This window comes from Bacillus atrophaeus, from assembly GCF_039519175.1.
Lineage (GTDB): Bacteria > Bacillota > Bacilli > Bacillales > Bacillaceae > Bacillus > Bacillus atrophaeus.
Map to the genome: position 1 here is coordinate 4,091,896 of NZ_CP154443.1, position 19,158 is coordinate 4,111,053.

Here is a 19,158-nt window from a genome sequence, read left to right on the forward strand (position 1 = left end):
CCTGATTCATTAAGGAGTGAAAAGCGCATGAACTTCTCTATTCTAATCGATAACCTCGACATGTATCTCGACGGCTTTTATCATACCTTGCTTGCCAGTGTCATCGCCTTAGCCGGAAGTTTTGTACTGGGCGTGCTCGTTGCGGTTATGAGGATTACAACCTTTAAACCGCTGCAATGGATCGGAACGGCCTATGTTGAATTTATCCGCAATATTCCGCTCCTATTAATTACATTTGTATTTTTCTTCGGGCTGCCTAACGCCGGAGTAAAGCTGGACGGTTTTCAAGCGGGCACCATCGCGCTGACGATCTACACGTCGGCCTTCATTGCAGAAGCGATCAGAGCGGGAATTCAATCTGTATCAAAAGGGCAGATGGAGGCGGCCAGATCATCGGGTTTTACATACAGCCAAGCTATGCTTTATATCATTTTGCCGCAAGCGATTAAAATTGTTATGCCGCCTCTTGGAAATCAGTTTTTAAATCTGGTCAAAAACTCATCCATCCTTGGCGTAGTAGCCGGTCTGGATCTGATGTATCAGGCAGATTTAGTTTCTTCAAGAACACTGGTCGTCTTTGATGTCTATATTTTTGTCGCATTGTTTTACCTCGTGCTCACCATACCTCTGAGCCTTGGTGTCACATATTTGGAAAAACGGCTTGAAAGAAGCTATTAATAAAGGAGGGAGTAACCCATGAATTTCATCGAAGCCTACTCATCAGACCATTTAACATTTTTATTAGACGGCTTTCTCGTTACCCTATATGTTGCATTTATTTCCATTGTTCTCAGCTTTATGTTCGGAGGCGTAATCGGGACACTGCGCTATGCAAACATCCCGATTGTCTCCAACATTCTCGCTGTCGTCGTAGAAACCATAAGGAATCTTCCCCTGTTGTTAATTATCTTCTTTACTTATTTTGCTCTGCCTGAAATCGGGATTAAATTAGAAATTACCGCCGCAGCCATAACGGCTTTAACGATTTTTGAATCAGCTATGCTGTCTGAAATCATCCGCAGCGGACTGAAATCGGTGGAAAAAGGGCAATCGGAAGCAGGGCGCTCATCCGGTCTGTCTTATGTGCAAACTCTGTTTCTCATCATTATGCCGCAGGCTCTCCGCCGTATGGTCCCTCCGATTGTAAGCCAATTTATTTCTTTATTAAAGGATACCTCGCTTGCCGTTGTTATCGCGCTGCCGGAGCTCATTCATAATGCGCAAATCATCAATGGGCAAAGCGCTGACAGCAGTTACTTTTTTCCGATCTTTTTACTAGCGGCTTTCATGTATTTTGCAGTCAATTACAGCCTGTCCCTCGCCGCCAGAAAGCTCGAATTGAAACAAATGTAAAAGGATACTCTTTTTTGCAGAGTATCCTTTTTCTCATTAAAACATTTTGTTCATGCGTTTTCTCATTCGTTTCATCGTTTTTTTATTTGGCATATCATATTGTGATGCCATTCTGTACATCAGCGCGCCGGCTCCCAGTGTTAAAAGAGAGGTCATTGTTTTGTTCATAGCAAAGTTCCCCCTTCATCATGTTTTAAAGATTCATGGTGCGTTCATCATCTGTAAACAGATCATCAAGACTGCTTAACGTTCCGTCTTCTTCTACTTGATGAGTCGATATTTTTCCCTTTGCCACCGTCAACTCAATGAAACAGCCCCAGCAATAATATTGGTTCACGCCGATCTTACCGATATCTTTACTTTTGCAGTTCGGGCATAAAAGCACGCGCAACACCTCTTATCCGTTCAGGACGATGCCGTCTTTCCCCGCTTCAACAAGCGCATCCGCTTTTTGGATTTGGCGTTTGCTTCCCGTCAAATCAGAAAAGAAGCCGTCCGAGAGTTCATATGCTACGATTATGCCCTTATCCAAACAAAAGTATACATCTTCCAATAAACCCAAAATGTCTCCCTTTTGGGTTTTAACCAGCTGCAATTTAAGCTCCCCATATGTTAAACAATCCTTCGGGAGAGGTTTAAGCTGCTCTGAACCGATATTTGCAATGACGCTGTCGTCAAGGATATACGCCACATCAGCAGCCTGCAAAAGCGCATGACGGTGATGGAAAAATCGTTTCTGTTCAAGAATAAAACCAAGACAATCTCCTTCAAAGGAAAAACAGATATCTGAAATGGTTCCCAGAAAAAAAGAGGTGCTTTTTTCGTAAACAGATCGCCCTTCTACCTCATGACATGTTCTCAAAGTGTGATCAACCACCTTCCGAACACCTTTAGGTTTTGCAGCGCGCCTGTGCGGCATACAAAGAAATGACTTCCACCAAAAACAAAGAGGCTTCCGCATGCTGCGAAAAGCCTCTTTAGCTATGTTCTTCTTTCATAAAATCAAATGGCGTAATGCCTTCCATGCCGATATTTGCGTCGTATACGCTAAACGGCAGCTCTTTTTGAAGAGCTATAAGTTCTTCATCCATTTCCTCAGCCTGCAGGGTCAGCCTTCTTTGTAAAGAGGTTTGTCTGACTGTCGCATCATTATTTTTCACGCCCCACTCCAGCGCTTCCTCTTCACCGCATAAAATGAGAAACTTTTTCGCTCTTGTAATTGCCGTATAGAGGAGATTTCTTCTCAGCATTCGATAATAGCCTTTTACAACGGGAAGCACGACTATCGGAAATTCACTGCCTTGAGATTTATGAATGGAGCAGCAATAGGCGTGCGTAAACTGGCCGAAGTCTTTTTTGGTGAAGGTCATTTCATTTCCGTCAAAGGAAACAACCGCCATATCTTCTTTTTCTGTATTTTCCTTCGCGTAGAAAATGGATGTAATCTCACCAATATCACCATTAAACACATTATTTTCCGGCTGATTCACAAGCTGTAAAATTTTATCGCCGGTTCTATAAACAACATCGCCGAATTTAATTTCGCGCCGTTTTTCTTTCGGCGGATTTAAGATGCCCTGCAGCAGCACATTAAGCTCATTAATGCCTGCTTTTCCTCTGTACATCGGAGCCAGCACCTGTATATCCCTTGCTGTGTAGCCCTTTTTCAATGCATTGGTGACGACCTTTTCGACAACTTCTTTGATTTGTAATGAGCCGCAGCGAATAAAGGAACGATCCTTGGTGGGTGCTGTCAGGTTAGCCGGAAGCAAGCCTTTTTTCATGTCGTGAGCAAGCTCCACAATAGATGAACCTTCCGCCTGCCGGTAAATATCTGTCAGCCTGACTGTCGGAATGACCTGCGAAGCCAACAGATCCCGCAGCACCTGTCCCGGCCCGACAGAAGGAAGCTGGTCCTCATCCCCCACTATAATAATTTGAATATGATCGGGTATCGCTTTAAACAAATGGTTTGCGAGCCATATATCAAGCATACTCGCTTCGTCTATAATTAACAGCTTTCCTTCAATCGGATTTTCGTCTGTATGAGTAAACCCTTCAGCCCCGTTCCAGCCAAGCAGCCTGTGAATCGTGACGGCCGGAAGTCCGGTCGATTCACTCATTCGTTTTGCGGCTCTTCCTGTCGGCGCAGCCAAAACAAACGGAAAAACTTCATCTTTCTTATAATCGGACGGATCAAGCGAAGCGCCGTGAAGCTCACTGTATAACTCCACAATCCCTCTGATAACGGTGGTTTTTCCGGTGCCGGGTCCTCCCGTTAACAGAAGCATCGGGGACGAGAGCGCTTTTTGAATCGCTTCTTTTTGGCTTGCCGCATACTGAACTTTCGTACGCTCTTCGAGATCACCGAGCGCGAGTAAAAACTCAGATTCAGGAAATTGGTCTTCATACTCAGTTTGGCTTGCAATATGCCGGACACGCTTGGCTACGTTTTGTTCCGCATAATATAACGATGGAAAGTAACAGCGGTCATCCTCAATCATGATAGCTTTATTTTCGCCAAGCGCGATGATTTCATTCGCTGCGTCCATCTCTGTCACCAGCTGTCCTTCTGATGATTGGTTCAAAAGCTTTTGCGTATCAATAATAAGCTGCTTTGTTTCTATGTACGTATGTCCTTCTGAAAGACATGTCGTTTCAATGGAATACAAAATCGCTGCTTTAATCCGCTCAGGGTGATTGCCGGAAATCCCCATTCTTCCCCCGAGTTCATCGGCTTTCACAAACCCGATGCCTTCCACATCTTTCACAAGCTGATACGGATTTTCTTGAATCTTCTCAAGTGTTTCCGATTCATATGCCTGATAAATTTTCATTGAAAGCTGCGGACCGAATCCGAACTGGTTCAGCGAGATCATAATTTGTTCCAGGCCTTGATGCCGCTGAAGAGCTCCTGCCAGCGTATCAGCTTTCTTTTTTGACAGCTTCGGCACATCGTAAAGCACTGAGGAGTCAGCGAGAATTCGATTAAGAGCGCTGTCTCCCAGTCTTTTGACGATTTCTTCAGCCGTTTTCTTTCCGATTCCTTCAAACAGATCACTTGATAAGTATTGGATGATCCCTTCCTTCGTAGTCGGGATCTCTTTTTTAAAGTGCTCCGCTTGAAACTGGAGCCCGAATTTAGGATGGGTGGCTGTTTTTCCGTAAAACGTGTAGGTCTCTTCTTCTTGCAGCGCAGGGAAGTAGCCCGTCACGGATACGACTTTATCTTCAATCGCTTCGGAGGTCTCTGTGACTTTCACTTTCAATACTGTATATAAATTGACATCATTATGATAAATGACAGTGGTTACCGCACCTTTTAAAAAGGGTTCTTCCTCCATTTTCAGCTGATCCGGATGCTGCTGCACGAGCCTTCCCTCCTCCTGTGCTTTCCCTGCATGTTATGATTGTGTGATGAGCTGCTTTGCATGAAGCGCAAGCATATGATCCGGCTGAACCTCGAGCGCGCGATCAAGCATTTCAAGCGCTTTTTCCCTGTTTTCTTTATAAGCATAAGCTACACCTGCATTATAAAAAGCATCAGCGTGCCCGGGATCATGTTCAGTGACAATCGTGAACTGGCTGAGCGCTTCGTCGAGCATTTCTTCATTGGCAAGGCACATTCCAAATTGAAAGCGCGCCTCATCGTCGTCCTCATTTAACTCGACAGCCCTCTGCAAATACGGCAAAGCAAGCTTCGGCTGTTCAAGCTTCACAAGAACCGTGCCGAGCATATAAAATAAATCTCCGTTTTCCATGCCGGCTTGCAGCGCTTTTTCAAACATATCTTTAGCTTCTTTATAGGATTCTTTCAGGACATATACATTTCCTGCTCCATAGTAAGCGGTTGCCGCTTCACTGTCCAATTCAAGCGCTTTTTCATAAAATGCCATAGCGCGTTCTAACTCGTTGACAGACGAAAGCAAATTCGCAAAATTGATATAAGGAATCGGATCTTCTTTATTTTCTTCAATCGCTTTTGTAAAAGCTTCGGCCGCTTTTTCGAAATCGCCTTCCTGCATCGCCTCTATACCCGTTTGGTTATAATCCATCAATATCTTCCTTTCGCTAAAAAACCTCAACTCACATGTTGAGGTTTTTAAGAATTGTTTTTACACATACCATAGTTTCGTTCCGTCTTTAAACACATCATCAATTGTTCCGCCGCCCAAGCATTCTTCGCCGTCGTAAAACACAACCGCTTGTCCGGGTGTGACGGCGCGGACCTGTTCATCAAAAATCACTTCCGCTTCGCTTTCTCCCGTCATTCTCACCGTGACTTTATAGTCTTCTTGACGGTAGCGGAATTTAGCGGTGCAAGAAATTTCTTTGCCGTCAAGTATGCCGGGCCGGGTCCAGCTGACATCGGCCGCCGTAATTTTGTCCGAGTACAGAAGCGGATTATGAAACCCTTGATCGACATATAAAATGTTTTTTTCAAGGTCTTTCCCGACAGCAAACCAAGGTTCTCCGCTTCCGCCGATACCAAGGCCGTGACGCTGTCCTATCGTGTAATACATTAATCCGTCGTGGCGCCCCTTTACTTCTCCGTCCATCGTCATCATATCGCCGGGCTGTGCCGGAAGATATTGACTGAGAAAGGTTTTGAAGTTGCGTTCGCCGATAAAACAAATTCCTGTGCTGTCTTTTTTAGCCGCCGTCGCAAGCTCCGCTTCCTTCGCGATCTCGCGCACACGGCTTTTTTGCAGCTCACCGATCGGAAACATCACTTTGCTAAGCTGTTCTTCTGTAAGCTGATTTAAAAAGTAAGTTTGGTCTTTGTTTTCATCCAGGCCGCGCAGCATTCTTACTTTGCCGCCGCTTCTGTCAACACGCGCATAATGTCCGGTCGCCAAATAATCAGCGCCGAGCGACAGCGCATGCTCTAAAAACGCTTTGAATTTAATTTCTTTGTTGCACATGACATCCGGATTCGGTGTTCTTCCGGCTTTATATTCATCTAGAAAATATTGAAACACTTTGTCCCAATATTGTTTTTCAAAATTAACGGCATAATACGGAATGCCAATTTGATTGCAGACGCGGATAACATCTTCATAGTCCTCAGTCGCCGTGCAAAAACCGTTTTCATCTGTATCATCCCAGTTTTTCATAAAAATTCCGATTACATCATAGCCCTGTTCTTTTAATAAAAGGGCTGCCACAGACGAGTCCACACCGCCGGACATGCCGACAACGACTCTTGTATCCTCCGGCCGTTTTTCCATTTTCATTCACTCCATTAAGAAACTGATTCCGCCTTATTGCGCCAGGCGTTTAACTATAGCGGCCGTCTGTTCGGCAGCGGTTTTGACTTGTTCAGCCGTATTGCCGAGCCCGAAGCTGATTCGAATAGAAGAGGTCAGCCGGTCACTATCCTCCCCAAACATAGCAGTCAGAACATGAGACGGCAAAACCGATCCGGCCGTGCACGCAGACCCGCTTGAAACGGCAATGCCCGCCATATCAAGATTCACCAGCAGCGCTTCAACCGATACGTGCGGGAAGTAAAGGTTCAATATGTGCGGCAGACTGTGCTCACGATCTCCATTGACCTCGGCCTTAACTCCGGCCTTTGTAAGGGTATCGATCATGATATCTTTAAATGTCCGGTACATGGCTGTTTTCTCTTCCCGTTCCTCGCCCGAGAGGACGACAGCTTCCTTCAAGCCCACAATTCCCGGAACATTTTCCGTTCCGGCGCGGCGTTTTCTTTCCTGCTCGCCTCCAAACAGCAGCGGAGAGAGCTTCACATCTTTATTTGCATATAAAAAGCCTGTCCCCTTGGGTCCGTTTAGCTTATGCCCAGAAACAGACAGCAGGTCAATATGGCTGTTTTTCACATCAATCGGAAGAAAACCGAACGCTTGTACAGCATCGGTATGAAAATAAGCCTGATGGCCGTTCAGCAATTCGCCTATCTCAGCAATCGGCTGTACAGTGCCGACCTCATTATTTCCATACATCACTGTCACTAGGATTGTATCATCACGCAGCGCATCTTTCACCTGATTTGCACTGACGCGGCCGTTTGAGCCGACATCAAGATAGGTCACTTCAAAACCGTCTTGTTCCAGTTTTTCACATGTGTGAAGCACAGCATGATGTTCTACTTTTGTGGTGATGATATGTTTTCCGAGATCCCGTCTGGCCAGAGCGCTTCCGAGTATCGCCAAATTATCAGCCTCTGTGCCGCCGCTCGTAAAGATGATTTCCTGTTCTGCGGCCCCGATTTGATCCGCAATTTGCGATCTCGCTTCATCCACCCATTTTCGCGTTTCTCTTCCAAAAGAATGAATGCTGGATGGATTGCCGAAACTTCCGGTGAAATGCGGCACCATTTTTTTCAGCACACGCTCATCCATCGGCGAGGTCGCGGCATGGTCTAAATAAATCCGTTCCATAATGTGTACACCTCTGATTTAAATATAGAACATATAGGCTTCTTGCTCTCCGTCTGTATAACTGGCAAGGTCCTCTAATGTTGTACTGTCTAAAACTTCTTTCACGGCGTCTCTGATGCGTATCCACAGTTCGCGTTTAGCGGGCTCCTCATCTTCAAGCACCTCAACAGGGCTGATAGGCCCTTCTAACACGCGGATAATATCACCGGCTGTAATCGTCTCAGGCTCGCTGCCTAATACATAACCGCCGTACGCGCCTCTGATGCTTTTCACAAGACCGGCGTTTCTGAGCGGAGATACAAGCTGCTCAAGGTAGTGCTCTGACAGGTTATTTGTCTGGGCGATGGTTTTTAATGAGGTCGGGCCGTCACCGTGCTTTTTGGCGAGCTCAATCATAATGGTGAGTCCGTATCTTCCTTTAGTCGATATTTTCAACTCTAACACCTCTGTTTTTTTTTCTGGATTTTACAATTTATATTGGTATTTTTATATGAATTATCCGTTTAGTATCTTATAGACCAACTGTTATTATAACATAACGAAAAGGAATTTTCATTGAACGCACGTAAGGCAGAGCCGCCCCCTTTTCTTCTCCTTCGTTTTCCGTTACCCTGTTATTATGTAAGGAGAGATGATAATGAAGCCTTTGGCGTTTCGGATGCGTCCGACGAAAATAGAAGATATTATCGGTCAGCAGCATCTGGTCGGAAAAGATAAAATTATCGGCAGAATGGTTCAGGCGAAGCATTTGTCATCCATGATTTTATACGGACCGCCCGGCATCGGAAAAACCTCGATTGCAACGGCGATCGCAGGTTCCACAAGTATTGCATTCCGCAAGCTGAATGCTGTCATAAACAATAAAAAAGATATGGAAATTGTAGCCCAGGAAGCAAAAATGTCAGGACAGGTCATTTTGATTCTCGATGAAGTTCACAGGCTTGATAAAGGCAAGCAGGATTTCCTGCTGCCTTATTTAGAAAACGGCATGATTATCTTAATCGGAGCAACAACGGCCAACCCCTATCATGCCATTAACCCGGCGATCAGAAGCCGAACACAAATTTTCGAGCTTGAGCCTTTAACACCTGAACTGATTAAACAAGCAATGGAAAGGGCGCTTCAAGATGAACATCACGGACTTGGTTCCTACAATGTGTCGGTTGATGATCAGGCAATGGACCATTTCGCCCATGGATGCGGAGGAGACGTCCGTTCCGCTTTAAATGCGCTTGAACTCGCCGTATTATCAACAAAGGAATCCTCGGACGGAACAATTCACATATCGTTAGCAACTGCTGAAGAATGCCTTCAGAAAAAAAGCTTTGCCCACGATAAAGATGGCGACGCTCATTACGATGTGCTGTCCGCCTTTCAAAAATCAATCCGCGGCTCTGATGCAAATGCTGCCCTGCACTACTTGGCAAGATTAATTGAAGCAGGCGACTTAGAAAGCATCGCAAGACGGCTGCTCGTCATCGCCTATGAAGATATCGGGCTGGCAAGCCCCCAAGCAGGGCCAAGAGTGCTTCATGCCGTCCAGACGGCTGAGAGAATCGGCTTCCCTGAAGCACGCATTCCGCTTGCCAACGCGGTGATCGAGTTATGTCTGTCACCGAAATCTAATTCCGCTGTGCTCGCCGTCGAAGCAGCCATCGCAGACATCAGAGCGGGAAAAATTGGCGATGTTCCGAAGCATCTGAAGGACGCTCATTACAAAGGAGCAGAAGAGCTGGGCCGGGGAATCGGTTACAAATATCCGCACGACTATGATAACGGCTGGGTTGAACAACAGTACTTGCCTGATCCTTTAAAGAACAAGCAATATTACAAGCCAAAGCAGACGGGAAAATTCGAATCCGCTTTAAAACAAGTATACGATAAGCTAATGAAACAAAAAAAATAGCAGACAAGGACCAACATTGTGTCCTTGTTTTTTTGTGCCGTTTTTGGTCCTTTCCGCACGGGCACCGCACCTGCTTGACAATCATTGTTTGCCACCCGAAGCTTATTTGAAGTTTTCCGCCAAACCATCCGGGTCAATGGCGGATTTATTTAATTGATCATTGAGAAGTGAACCGCAAAAAGACCCCAAACGCATAAAAGAGGCCGGAATATATCCAGCCTCTTTTCACCGATTCTTTTTATTTGTCCTTTACTCTTGTAATTTGAATATCTTTCAGGAGATCCATCACAACGTGCCCGCCCATAATTAAACCGGCAACCGACGGCACGAATGCATTGGAAGACGGCGGCATTTTCGCTTTGCGGATGTCCGCGTTGTCATTCCCTACTTCTTTTCTGACGTCTTCACGGATGACAATCGGACTTTCATCAGAAAAAATCACTTGGACACCTTTTTTAATGCCTTCTTTACGAAGCCTTGTTCGGATAACTTTTGCGATAGGGTCCGTATGGGTTTTGGAAATATCAGCGATTTGAAAGCGCGTCGGGTCTGTTTTATTCGCCGCGCCCATGCTGGAGATTAAAGGAATGTCTCTTTTCAGGCATTCTTTAATTAAGTGAATTTTATAATGAATCGTGTCTGATGCGTCAATGACATAGTCAAGATGATAGTCAAAAAATTGTTCATAGGTTTCTTCCGTGTAGAACATTTTTAAGGCGATAACCTCACAATCGGGATTGATATCGGCAATCCGCGCTTTCATCAAATCCGTTTTCGGCTGGCCGACAGTTGACAGCAGCGCATGAAGCTGGCGGTTTACGTTTGTAATGTCTACATCGTCTTTATCTACGAGAAGAATGCGGCCCACTCCTGAACGCGCAAGAGCCTCCGCTGCGAAAGATCCGACGCCTCCGACTCCCAATACAGCCACGGTGCTGTTTTTGAGCGTCTCGAGCCCCTCTTTTCCGATAGCTAATTCATTACGAGAAAACTGGTGTAACAAGAACCTCACTCCACATTCGTATTCTGATTTCATATCTTAATGGCTGATACAGCCGTTTTTTTAGCGCACAAAAAATAAAGTCCCAATTGTGCCGTTGCCGCTTTCCTTTGTTTTGAACCCGCTCTCAGCAGGTGGGTGCCCTTTTCTAAATCTTGTAAGTCCTCTTTATCGAATGAAAAGAGGCATGTACGCCATTTAAAAATACGGGCTCCCAAATCAAAAAAATGTTCGGTCAAAACTAGGTGTACAACTAACACATCAGGACTTTATTTAACTTGTAAAAATCATATCACAGGCGTTTTTGATTTTCAAGAATCGAGAGATGCAATTTGCATATTCAATTCTTCACTTTTCTATTCACCGCAAGATGCAGTTCGTCAAGCTGCGCTTCGCTCACTTCTCCCGGCGCATCTGTCATCAGACAGCTCGCACTTGCAGTTTTCGGGAACGCGATGGTGTCTCTTAAATTCGTGCGGCCGGCAAGCAGCATCACCAAACGGTCAAGTCCCAGTGCGATACCGCCATGCGGCGGCGCGCCAAATTCAAAAGCTTCCATCAAGTATCCAAATTGCTCATGGGCTTCTTCTTTTGTGAAGCCTAAAAGCTTAAACATTTTTTCCTGAATCTCTTTTTCAAAAATACGGATTGATCCGCCGCCAAGCTCATAACCATTCAAGACAAGGTCATAGGCTTGCGCCTTCATGTTTTCCGGAGCGGTATCAACAAGTTTAAGATCCTCACGCACCGGCATTGTAAATGGATGGTGAGCGGCATAAAAACGGCCTTCTTCCGCGTCGTGCTCGAGCAGCGGCCAGTCAATCACCCATAAGAAATTAAAGAGACTTTCATCAATAAGGCCGCGCTCTTTCCCAAGCTTCAATCGAAGTGCGCCAAGTGATTGAGCGACAACTTCAAATTGGTCTGCTCCGAACAGGAGAAGGTCTCCATCGTTTGCATCGAGCGATTTAATCAGCTTAGCCTGCTTTTCTTCATCAAAGAATTTCGCGATCGGCCCTTTTACGCCTTCTTGCTCGACTTTAACCCAGGCAAGGCCCTTAGCTCCGTAGTTCGCAGCGAAAGCGCCGAGAGCGTCAATATCTTTTCTTGAATAGTCTGCCGCAGCACCCTTCACATTGATTGCTTTGACAACGCCCCCGTTTGCAACCGCGGAGGAGAATACCTTAAATTCTGTATCTTTCACAATATCAGACACGTCAGTCAAAAGCATGGCAAAACGGGTATCCGGTTTGTCGGAGCCGTATAGATTCATGGCATCTTCATAAGTCATTCGAGGCAGCGGAAGAGATACTTCTACCCCTTTTGTCTCACGCATGACCTTCGCCATCATATCCTCTGCCAAAGCCATGATCTCTTCTTGGCTCATGAAGGACATTTCGATATCAATCTGCGTAAACTCAGGCTGGCGGTCCGCACGTAAATCTTCATCCCGGAAGCAGCGGGCGATTTGATAATAGCGGTCTACCCCTGAAACCATCAGCAGCTGTTTGAAAAGCTGAGGCGACTGAGGAAGCGCGTAAAATTCACCCTCATGCACGCGGCTCGGCACTAAATAGTCACGGGCTCCTTCAGGTGAACTTTTTGTTAAAATCGGTGTTTCAATATCGAGAAAACCATTTTCGTCTAAGAAATGGCGTACCGCTTTCGTCACATTATGGCGCATTTGCAGCGTATTAAACATCGCCGGCCGGCGGAGGTCCAAATAACGGTGCTTTAAGCGGACGTCTTCAGAAACCTCATCGGCTTGGTCAGAGATGGCAAAAGGCGGTGTCTTAGCTGCGCTTAGCACAGCCACCTCGTCAGCATGAATTTCTATGGCTCCTGTTTTTAAATTCTTGTTAACAGTACCTTCTTCACGCGCTACTACGGTCCCTTGTATATCAAGAACGTATTCGTTACGGATTCCTTCGGCTATTTCCAGAGCTTCTTTTGAGGCGTCAGGATTAAATACCACTTGAACAATCCCTGAACGGTCACGCAAATCTATAAAGATCAAGCCGCCGAGATCACGTCTTTTTTGCACCCATCCTTTAAGTTTAACGGTTTCGCCTATTGCTTTTTCAGTGATGTCACCACAGTAAAATGTTCTTCCAAACAAAGCGTTCCTCTCCTTTACCCCAGTTGGTTAGCTTTCATAAAACGTATCAATTCATCAAGAGCCACTTCCAGCTGTTCCCCGGTCTTCGCATCCTTTACATTGATTCGATTTTGAGCAAGCTCATCTTCTCCCAAAATCGCAATGAATCGCGCGTTCAGACGGTCCGCCGTTTTAAATTGGCCTTTCATTTTCTTATTTTCGTAATCAATTTCACTTGAAATGCCTGCTTCTCTCAGTTTGTACACAAGAGAGACGGAATAATCCTTCGCTTTTTCTCCAAGCGTGACGATGTAGCAATCAATAGCCTGGCTGACAGGAAGTTCTGTCTTTTCCGCATCAATGGCGGCAAGCAAGCGTTCAATACTCATGGCAAAACCGATCCCCGGAGCTTCAGGGCCTCCGATTTGCTCAACCAAGCCGTCATAACGTCCGCCGCCGGCAAGCGTTGTGATCGCGCCAAATCCTTCCGCATTGCTCATAATTTCAAATGCAGTATGGTTATAGTAATCAAGCCCCCTCACAAGATTAGGGTCGATTTCAAACGGAATGCCTAATTCGGTTACATACTGCTGGACTTTTTGGAAATATGCTTTTGATTCTTCGTTTAAATATTCAAGAATAGACGGCGCAGTCTTCATCAGTTCATGATCTCTGTCTTTCTTACAATCTAAAATTCTGAGCGGATTCGTGTGCAGCCGTGATTGGCAATCGGAACAGAATTCATCAATGCGCGGTTCAAAGTGTTTGACCAGCGCTTCTCTGTAACTAGTCCGGCTTTCTTTATCACCAAGGCTGTTAAGTACAAGCTTAACATTCTTTAGGCCCGCTCTTTGGTATATACTCATCGCAAGCGCTATGACTTCAGCGTCAATCGCAGGATCCTTGGAACCGATCGCTTCGATTCCGAATTGATAAAACTGACGAAAACGCCCCGTCTGCGGCCGTTCGTAGCGAAACATCGGACCGACATAATACAGCTTTGTCGGCTGTACGGGATTTGCAAATAATTTATTTTCGGTAAATGCGCGAACCGCCGCCGCTGTTCCCTCCGGACGAAGCGTCAGGCTTCTTCCTTTTCGGTCCTGAAAGGTATACATTTCTTTTTGTACAATGTCAGTGGATTCTCCGACCCCTCTTGCAAACAGCTCGGTATGTTCAAAAATCGGCGTGCGGATTTCTTTATACTGATATGTGCGGCATGTGTCCCTCATTATTTGTTCAACGTACTGCCACCGGTCTGATTCACCCGGCAGAATATCCTGTGTTCCTCTTGGAATGTTATATGCCATATGTAGCCCTCCTTGTTAAGTTTCTTTACTAAAGATACCGTATGTTTAAAATGATGAAATCAAAAAACTCCCGCCTCTACTATACATGTATAGTAGGGACGAGAGTTATACCCGTGGTGCCACCCTAGTTGGAACATATGAAATGTTCCCGCTCAATCCTTTAACGCAGGTTCACGTTCTCTGCCTAATGACGTTTGCAAAAAAAGCACAGCGTTCAGCAGGAAACCTCCGGAGTGTTGTTTCGAGAAAGATGCAATGCAGAGCCGCTTTCAGCCTAGGCGGTTCCTCTCTTTACATGCAGTCTGACCTACTCTTCTCCATTACAGGTTCAACAATTCATCATTTATATGTACATCAATTTCTATTATAATAATGGGATTGCCGTTCTCTGTCAAGCTTTATTCCGGGTGTTTTTCCGCCGCACTGCTTCTTTAGACGCAAGGCCGAGCTCTGAAGAAGTCTCTTCAAGATAGCCGATTGTTTCAGAATCAACGTGGTCGCTGAAGTGCGTATTTGCTTCTTTGTCGTGTAAAGCGCGTCCTAGTTTTGGATGATATTTCATGATTTGCACACCTTTTTTACCTTATTTATAAGTAGTATAAACAAATCATTTTCATTTTATTTAACATTCAGCAAGGAATTTACGATAATAAACAAGAATGTACTTGTTCAATGTTTTTTCAGAAAGGAGGAAGCCATGAATAAGAAATGCACTATTCTTATTTTATGCTTTGTTATTATCGCAGCGTTATTCTCCCCTCCGCGCACGGTTACAGCCGCACAGGGAGAAGCTGTTATCGCTACAGACGAGATGAACGTCAGAAGCGGCCCCGGGCTGAGCTACGGGATCACGGCTGAAGTTAAAAAAGGAGAAAGCTACCCTATCCTGAAGGAGGACGGGGATTGGGTGCAAATTCAGCTTAGCTCCGGAGAAAAGGGCTGGGTTGTTTCTTGGCTGATCAAAAAGAAAACAGGAGAAAGCAACCGTGCATCAGCCGGCAGCGAAACTGTCACATCGACCGATTCTGATTTAAGAATCAGAAAAGGACCGGGCACTTCTTATGAGGTCATCGGCAAATTCCCGCAAGGTGAGCAGGCAAAGATAATTGATAAGGACAATAGCTGGATTAAAATTTCATATCAAGGTGTGACCGGATGGGTTGCTTCTGTCTACACATCCAAAAGCGGAGGAGGCTCACAGGAGAGCGGACAAGCAAGCACTTCGCAAAACAAAAGCGGCACAGTCGGCGTTTCTTCCCTGAATGTCAGAAGTTCGGCCTCGCATGATTCAGCCATCATTACTAAGTTGACGCGAGGAACAAAACTGTCCATTTTAACCGAGGAGAACGGCTGGCTGAAAATTGAAGCAAACGGGCAAAGAGGATGGGTTGCCAGTCATTATATCGTGACAGGCTCAAACCAATCGACCAGCTCATCAGGCGGCAGCGGCAGCAGCAGCGGCAGCAGCGGCAGCAGCAGCTCTTCCTCAGCGAAAAAAGCGTATATCGTTTATGGAGGAACCAATTTAAGAAGTTCGGCTTCGACATCCGCCTCTATTGTCGAACGGGCTGAAAAAGGCTCTTCATACACGATCACCGGCACAAAGGGCAGCTGGTATGAAGTAACACTTGAGAACGGGCAAACGGCGTACGTAGCCAACTGGGTGGTTCAAACGTCGAAAAAAGACGAAGAAGCTGGTGAAGCACCCGTAGCCAAATCATCTTCTTCCGGCAGCGGCTCTCTGCAAAACAAATCGATTGTGGTTGATCCGGGTCACGGCGGAAAAGACAGCGGAACAATCGGCTATACCGGTAAATTCGAGAAGAACTTAACGATTAAGACGGCAAATCTTCTTGCAAGCAAACTGCGATCGGCGGGAGCGAATGTGTATGTGACGCGTCAAGATGATACGTTTGTCAGCTTACAGTCACGTGTTTCCACATCACACTACCGCAATGCAGATGCCTTTATCAGCATTCACTATGACAGCTACGCAAACTCTTCTGTAAGAGGCAGCACCGCCTATTATTACAGTCCTGCGAAGGATCGGGAGCTTGCCTCCGATGTTCATTCAGAAGTAGCCAAGCGCTCCCCTATACCGGATCGCGGCGTGCTGTTTGGCGACTATTATGTGCTTCGGGAAAATAAACAACCCGCCATGCTGTATGAACTTGGGTATTTAAGCCATCCGCAAGAAGAATCTATCGTACATAGCGGCTCATTCCAAGAAAAAGTAACAGACGGGATTGAAAGCGGGCTGGAACAATATTTTAATTAGAACGACAAAAAAGCTGCCTTCGGGCAGCTTTTTACAGTTTAGAATCAATAATCAATGTGACCGGACCTGAATTTGTGAGCTGTACATCCATCATAGCACCAAATTTCCCCGTCTCTACCTTTATCCCTTTTTCCCTCAGCAGCTCGTTAAACTTTTCATAAAGACCGAGGGCCTGATCAGGTTTTGCGGCATTCATGAAGTTGGGGCGGCGTCCTTTTTTTGTTTCTCCGTAAAGAGTAAATTGAGAAACGGATAATACCTCTCCTCTTACATCAAGCAACGACAAATTCATCTTGCCATCACCGTCTTCAAAGATACGGAGATTGGCGGTTTTATCCGCTAAATAAACGGCATCTTCCTCCGTGTCCTCATGAGTCACGCCGACAAGCACCATAACGCCGTTGGCGATTTGACCGATAACAGCGCCGTCCACCGTCACATTCGCTTCTGTTACACGCTGAACAACTAATTTCATTGTCTATCTCCTTTAATTCATGACTCGGCGAACAGAATATATATCTCTTATTTGCTTAATACGTTCGACAACTTTATGCAAGTGATTGATATTCTGAATAAAAATCGCCATATGAATCGTCGCCACTTTGTTGCGGTCCGATTTGCCTGAAACGGATGAAATGTTCGTTTTTGTTTCATTTACAGCCTGAAGCACCTCATTTAGCAATCCGCGGCGATCATAGCCTAATATTTCAATTTCGACATTATATTCTTTACGCTTCTGAACTTGTGATTCATGCTCCCATTCAACAGGTATCAGTCGCTCTTGCGCTTCATTCGTCTTGACATTCGGACAGTCATCACGATGGACGGAAACCCCTCGGCCTTTCGTAATAAACCCGACAATATGGTCGCCCGGCACTGGATTACAGCATTTGGACAAACGGACAAGGAGATTGTCGATTCCTTTAACGCGCACGCCCGCTTCCCGTTTTCTGCCTTGGGGATATGATTTTGGCTCCGCGGTGACTTCCTGAACGGTTTTTTCTTGTTCTTCCTGGTCACGAAGCTTTCTCTCTTTTTCCGTCAGGCGGTTTGCAACCTGCAAGGCGGTGATTCCATTGTAGCCGACTGCCGCATACATATCCTCTTCATTCGAGAAATTAAATTTATCGGCAACTTTCTGAATATTTTCGGCTGTCAGCACATCTTTCACTTCAAAATCCAGATTTTTAATTTCTTTTTCTACCAATTCACGGCCTTTTTCGACATTTTCTTCGCGCCGCTGTTTCTTAAAAAACTGGCGGATCTTATGCTTAGCCTGTGAGGTCTGGGCAAGCTTGACCCAATCCTGGCTGGGCCCGTATGAATGCTTGGACGTCAAAATTTCGACAATATCGCCTGTCCGAAGCTTATGATCCAGCGTCACCATTTTCCCGTTGACCTTCGCGCCGATCGTCTTGTTGCCGATTTCCGAGTGGATTCTGTATGAGAAGTCAATCGGGACTGAGCCGGACGGCAGCTCAATGACGTCGCCTTTTGGCGTAAAGACGAACACCATGTCCGAAAACAAGTCGATTTTTAAGGACTCCATAAATTCTTCCGCATCAGTTGATTCATTTTGAAATTCTAAGATTTCGCGGAACCAGGAAAGCTTCTTCTCAAATGTTGCTTCTTCATTCGCCGCTTTTCCTTCTTTGTAAGCCCAATGCGCCGCGACTCCATATTCAGCAATTTCATGCATTTCAAAGGTCCTGATCTGCACTTCTAAAGGATCGCCTTTAGGTCCTATCACTGTCGTATGAAGGGACTGATACATATTCGGCTTCGGCATGGCGATATAATCTTTAAACCTGCCCGGCATCGGCTTCCAGCAAGTATGGATAATGCCGAGTACAGCGTAGCAGTCCTTTATGCTCCCTACAAGAATACGGACCGCCAGCAGGTCATAAATTTCATTGAACTGTTTATTTTGCAGAACCATTTTTCTGTAAATGCTGTATATATGTTTCGGCCGGCCGGAGAAATCTGCGCTGATGTTGACCTCTTCGACTCGGTTTTTCACTTCATCGACAACCTCTTCGACATACTGTTCACGTTCCGCGCGTTTTTTCTTCATGAGGTTGACGATTCTGTAATATTGCTGAGGATTCAAATAACGGAGTGCGGTGTCTTCCAGCTCCCATTTGATTTTTGAGATCCCGAGGCGGTGCGCCAAAGGAGCAAATATCTCCAGCGTTTCATTAGAAATTCTGCGCTGTTTTTCTTGCGGCAGATGTTTCAGCGTCCGCATGTTGTGGAGGCGATCCGCCAGCTTGATCAATATGACCCGGATATCTTGAGCCATAGCGACAAACATTTTGCGATGATTTTCCGCCTGCTGTTCTTCTTGAGATTTATACTTAATTTTACCGAGCTTTGTCACCCCGTCCACAAGCATTGCCACTTCTTCAGAAAAAGCTTCCTTCAGGTCATCAAGCGTTACATCCGTATCTTCCACCACATCGTGGAGAAATCCTCCCGCAATGGTTGAAGGGTCCATTTCAAGGTCAACGAGAATGCCCGCCACTTGAATCGGGTGGATGATATATGGCTCACCTGACTTCCGGTACTGCTCGCGATGAGCGTCTTCAGCGTACAGGTATGCTTTTTCTACAAATGCAATATGCTCATCGGTTAGATAACTGCGCGCTTTGTCAATCACTTGCTCGGCAGTTAATACTTGTTCGTTCGCCATGGAATCACCTTTTTTTAAATGTAAACTGTATTGTAGTTTATTATCAAGAAAAAAACGATAGATGTAAAGAGAAGAAGTTCAATCTCCAAAGATTACATAAACAAATAATCAGAT

The 19,158-nt window shown here is 45.5% G+C and carries 18 protein-coding genes, 1 other RNA gene and 1 other annotated feature; of the genes, 4 read left to right on the plus strand and 15 right to left on the minus strand.

All coding sequences use genetic code 11. From position 1 onward, the window contains the following. Positions 1 to 27 precede the first annotated feature (27 nt). Positions 28 to 678 carry an amino acid ABC transporter permease gene (locus tag AAHT65_RS20670; RefSeq protein WP_106270879.1) on the plus strand — a complete coding sequence of 217 codons (651 nt, stop codon included), beginning with the start codon at positions 28 to 30 and terminating at the stop codon, positions 676 to 678. Positions 679 to 696: 18 nt separating this feature from the next. After that, positions 697 to 1,353 (plus strand): amino acid ABC transporter permease, encoded by a 657-nt coding sequence (locus tag AAHT65_RS20675; protein WP_343310754.1) that lies wholly within the window; start codon positions 697 to 699, stop codon positions 1,351 to 1,353. 36 nt (positions 1,354 to 1,389) lie between these two features. Here the strand turns inward: AAHT65_RS20675 and AAHT65_RS20680 are convergent, their stop codons facing one another. The 8 genes from AAHT65_RS20680 to cymR all read right to left on the minus strand — a co-directional run bounded on the left by AAHT65_RS20680 (position 1,390) and on the right by cymR (position 8,195). Beyond that, complete coding sequence (locus tag AAHT65_RS20680; protein WP_003325315.1) at positions 1,390 to 1,521, minus strand: YrzQ family protein; 132 nt, start codon at positions 1,519 to 1,521, stop codon at positions 1,390 to 1,392. A gap of 25 nt (positions 1,522 to 1,546) precedes the next feature. Next, positions 1,547 to 1,738: a hypothetical protein gene (locus AAHT65_RS20685; RefSeq protein WP_003325314.1), complete on the minus strand. Its 192-nt coding sequence runs from the start codon at positions 1,736 to 1,738 to the stop codon at positions 1,547 to 1,549. A 12-nt stretch (positions 1,739 to 1,750) separates the two neighbouring features. Continuing rightward, positions 1,751 to 2,215 carry a PRC-barrel domain-containing protein gene (locus AAHT65_RS20690; protein WP_061572696.1) on the minus strand — a complete coding sequence of 155 codons (465 nt, stop codon included), beginning with the start codon at positions 2,213 to 2,215 and terminating at the stop codon, positions 1,751 to 1,753. 115 nt (positions 2,216 to 2,330) lie between these two features. Then, positions 2,331 to 4,724, minus strand: coding sequence for an SF1B family DNA helicase RecD2 (recD2, locus tag AAHT65_RS20695; RefSeq protein WP_343310755.1), 2,394 nt, complete (start codon positions 4,722 to 4,724; stop codon positions 2,331 to 2,333). Positions 4,725 to 4,757: 33 nt separating this feature from the next. Further along, a complete protein-coding gene (locus AAHT65_RS20700) occupies positions 4,758 to 5,378 on the minus strand; it encodes a tetratricopeptide repeat protein (protein ID WP_094233205.1) in 621 nt (206 codons plus the stop codon). A 90-nt stretch (positions 5,379 to 5,468) separates the two neighbouring features. Next, complete coding sequence (mnmA, locus tag AAHT65_RS20705; RefSeq protein WP_088117657.1) at positions 5,469 to 6,584, minus strand: tRNA 2-thiouridine(34) synthase MnmA; 1,116 nt, start codon at positions 6,582 to 6,584, stop codon at positions 5,469 to 5,471. A 33-nt stretch (positions 6,585 to 6,617) separates the two neighbouring features. Then, positions 6,618 to 7,760 (minus strand): cysteine desulfurase family protein, encoded by a 1,143-nt coding sequence (locus AAHT65_RS20710; RefSeq protein WP_343310756.1) that lies wholly within the window; start codon positions 7,758 to 7,760, stop codon positions 6,618 to 6,620. A gap of 18 nt (positions 7,761 to 7,778) precedes the next feature. Beyond that, entirely contained in the window at positions 7,779 to 8,195 is a 417-nt protein-coding gene (cymR, locus tag AAHT65_RS20715) for a cysteine metabolism transcriptional regulator CymR (RefSeq protein WP_010789329.1), read from the minus strand. A gap of 202 nt (positions 8,196 to 8,397) precedes the next feature. On the opposite strand from cymR, the gene AAHT65_RS20720 reads away from it, so the two are divergent. Further along, positions 8,398 to 9,666, plus strand: coding sequence for a replication-associated recombination protein A (locus tag AAHT65_RS20720; RefSeq protein ID WP_003325306.1), 1,269 nt, complete (start codon positions 8,398 to 8,400; stop codon positions 9,664 to 9,666). Between the two features lie 238 nt (positions 9,667 to 9,904). Here the strand turns inward: AAHT65_RS20720 and AAHT65_RS20725 are convergent, their stop codons facing one another. The 5 genes from AAHT65_RS20725 to AAHT65_RS20745 all read right to left on the minus strand — a co-directional run bounded on the left by AAHT65_RS20725 (position 9,905) and on the right by AAHT65_RS20745 (position 14,636). Next, complete coding sequence (locus AAHT65_RS20725) at positions 9,905 to 10,669, minus strand: tRNA threonylcarbamoyladenosine dehydratase (protein ID WP_003325305.1); 765 nt, start codon at positions 10,667 to 10,669, stop codon at positions 9,905 to 9,907. Positions 10,670 to 10,744: 75 nt separating this feature from the next. Further along, a non-coding RNA gene (gene ssrS, locus AAHT65_RS20730) (6S RNA) lies at positions 10,745 to 10,937 on the minus strand. Positions 10,938 to 11,006: 69 nt separating this feature from the next. Next, positions 11,007 to 12,785, minus strand: coding sequence for an aspartate--tRNA ligase (gene aspS / locus AAHT65_RS20735; RefSeq protein ID WP_088117659.1), 1,779 nt, complete (start codon positions 12,783 to 12,785; stop codon positions 11,007 to 11,009). Between the two features lie 14 nt (positions 12,786 to 12,799). Further along, positions 12,800 to 14,074, minus strand: coding sequence for a histidine--tRNA ligase (gene hisS, locus AAHT65_RS20740; RefSeq protein WP_061572690.1), 1,275 nt, complete (start codon positions 14,072 to 14,074; stop codon positions 12,800 to 12,802). Positions 14,075 to 14,165: 91 nt separating this feature from the next. Beyond that, positions 14,166 to 14,407 (minus strand) — a binding site (T-box leader). Positions 14,408 to 14,465: 58 nt separating this feature from the next. Continuing rightward, positions 14,466 to 14,636: a YrzK family protein gene (locus AAHT65_RS20745; protein ID WP_003325301.1), complete on the minus strand. Its 171-nt coding sequence runs from the start codon at positions 14,634 to 14,636 to the stop codon at positions 14,466 to 14,468. A gap of 135 nt (positions 14,637 to 14,771) precedes the next feature. On the opposite strand from AAHT65_RS20745, the gene AAHT65_RS20750 reads away from it, so the two are divergent. After that, complete coding sequence (locus tag AAHT65_RS20750; RefSeq protein WP_343310758.1) at positions 14,772 to 16,352, plus strand: SH3 domain-containing protein; 1,581 nt, start codon at positions 14,772 to 14,774, stop codon at positions 16,350 to 16,352. A gap of 31 nt (positions 16,353 to 16,383) precedes the next feature. On the opposite strand, the gene dtd is transcribed toward AAHT65_RS20750, so the two are convergent. Both dtd and relA read right to left on the minus strand, forming a co-directional pair. Further along, positions 16,384 to 16,827, minus strand: coding sequence for a D-aminoacyl-tRNA deacylase (dtd, locus tag AAHT65_RS20755; protein WP_061572688.1), 444 nt, complete (start codon positions 16,825 to 16,827; stop codon positions 16,384 to 16,386). 12 nt (positions 16,828 to 16,839) lie between these two features. After that, the gene (gene relA / locus AAHT65_RS20760; RefSeq protein WP_003325298.1) at positions 16,840 to 19,044 is read right to left on the minus strand and encodes a GTP diphosphokinase; all 2,205 of its coding nucleotides are present in this window, start codon (positions 19,042 to 19,044) and stop codon (positions 16,840 to 16,842) included. Positions 19,045 to 19,158: the final 114 nt, after the last annotated feature.

Excerpts from the sequence above, each read along its gene's own strand:
- mnmA (WP_088117657.1), bottom strand. The coding sequence starts at position 6,584 with ATGGAAAAACGGCCGGAGGATACAAGAGTCGTTGTCGGCATGTCCGGC.
- AAHT65_RS20745 (WP_003325301.1), bottom strand. The coding sequence starts at position 14,636 with ATGAAATATCATCCAAAACTAGGACGCGCTTTACACGACAAAGAAGCA.
- AAHT65_RS20670 (WP_106270879.1), top strand. The coding sequence starts at position 28 with ATGAACTTCTCTATTCTAATCGATAACCTCGACATGTATCTCGACGGC.
- AAHT65_RS20720 (WP_003325306.1), top strand. The coding sequence starts at position 8,398 with ATGAAGCCTTTGGCGTTTCGGATGCGTCCGACGAAAATAGAAGATATT.
- AAHT65_RS20675 (WP_343310754.1), top strand. The coding sequence starts at position 697 with ATGAATTTCATCGAAGCCTACTCATCAGACCATTTAACATTTTTATTA.
- AAHT65_RS20680 (WP_003325315.1), bottom strand. The coding sequence starts at position 1,521 with ATGAACAAAACAATGACCTCTCTTTTAACACTGGGAGCCGGCGCGCTG.
- dtd (WP_061572688.1), bottom strand. The coding sequence starts at position 16,827 with ATGAAATTAGTTGTTCAGCGTGTAACAGAAGCGAATGTGACGGTGGAC.
- hisS (WP_061572690.1), bottom strand. The coding sequence starts at position 14,074 with ATGGCATATAACATTCCAAGAGGAACACAGGATATTCTGCCGGGTGAA.
- relA (WP_003325298.1), bottom strand. The coding sequence starts at position 19,044 with ATGGCGAACGAACAAGTATTAACTGCCGAGCAAGTGATTGACAAAGCG.
- AAHT65_RS20750 (WP_343310758.1), top strand. The coding sequence starts at position 14,772 with ATGAATAAGAAATGCACTATTCTTATTTTATGCTTTGTTATTATCGCA.
- AAHT65_RS20700 (WP_094233205.1), bottom strand. The coding sequence starts at position 5,378 with ATGCAGGAAGGCGATTTCGAAAAAGCGGCCGAAGCTTTTACAAAAGCG.
- AAHT65_RS20710 (WP_343310756.1), bottom strand. The coding sequence starts at position 7,760 with ATGGAACGGATTTATTTAGACCATGCCGCGACCTCGCCGATGGATGAG.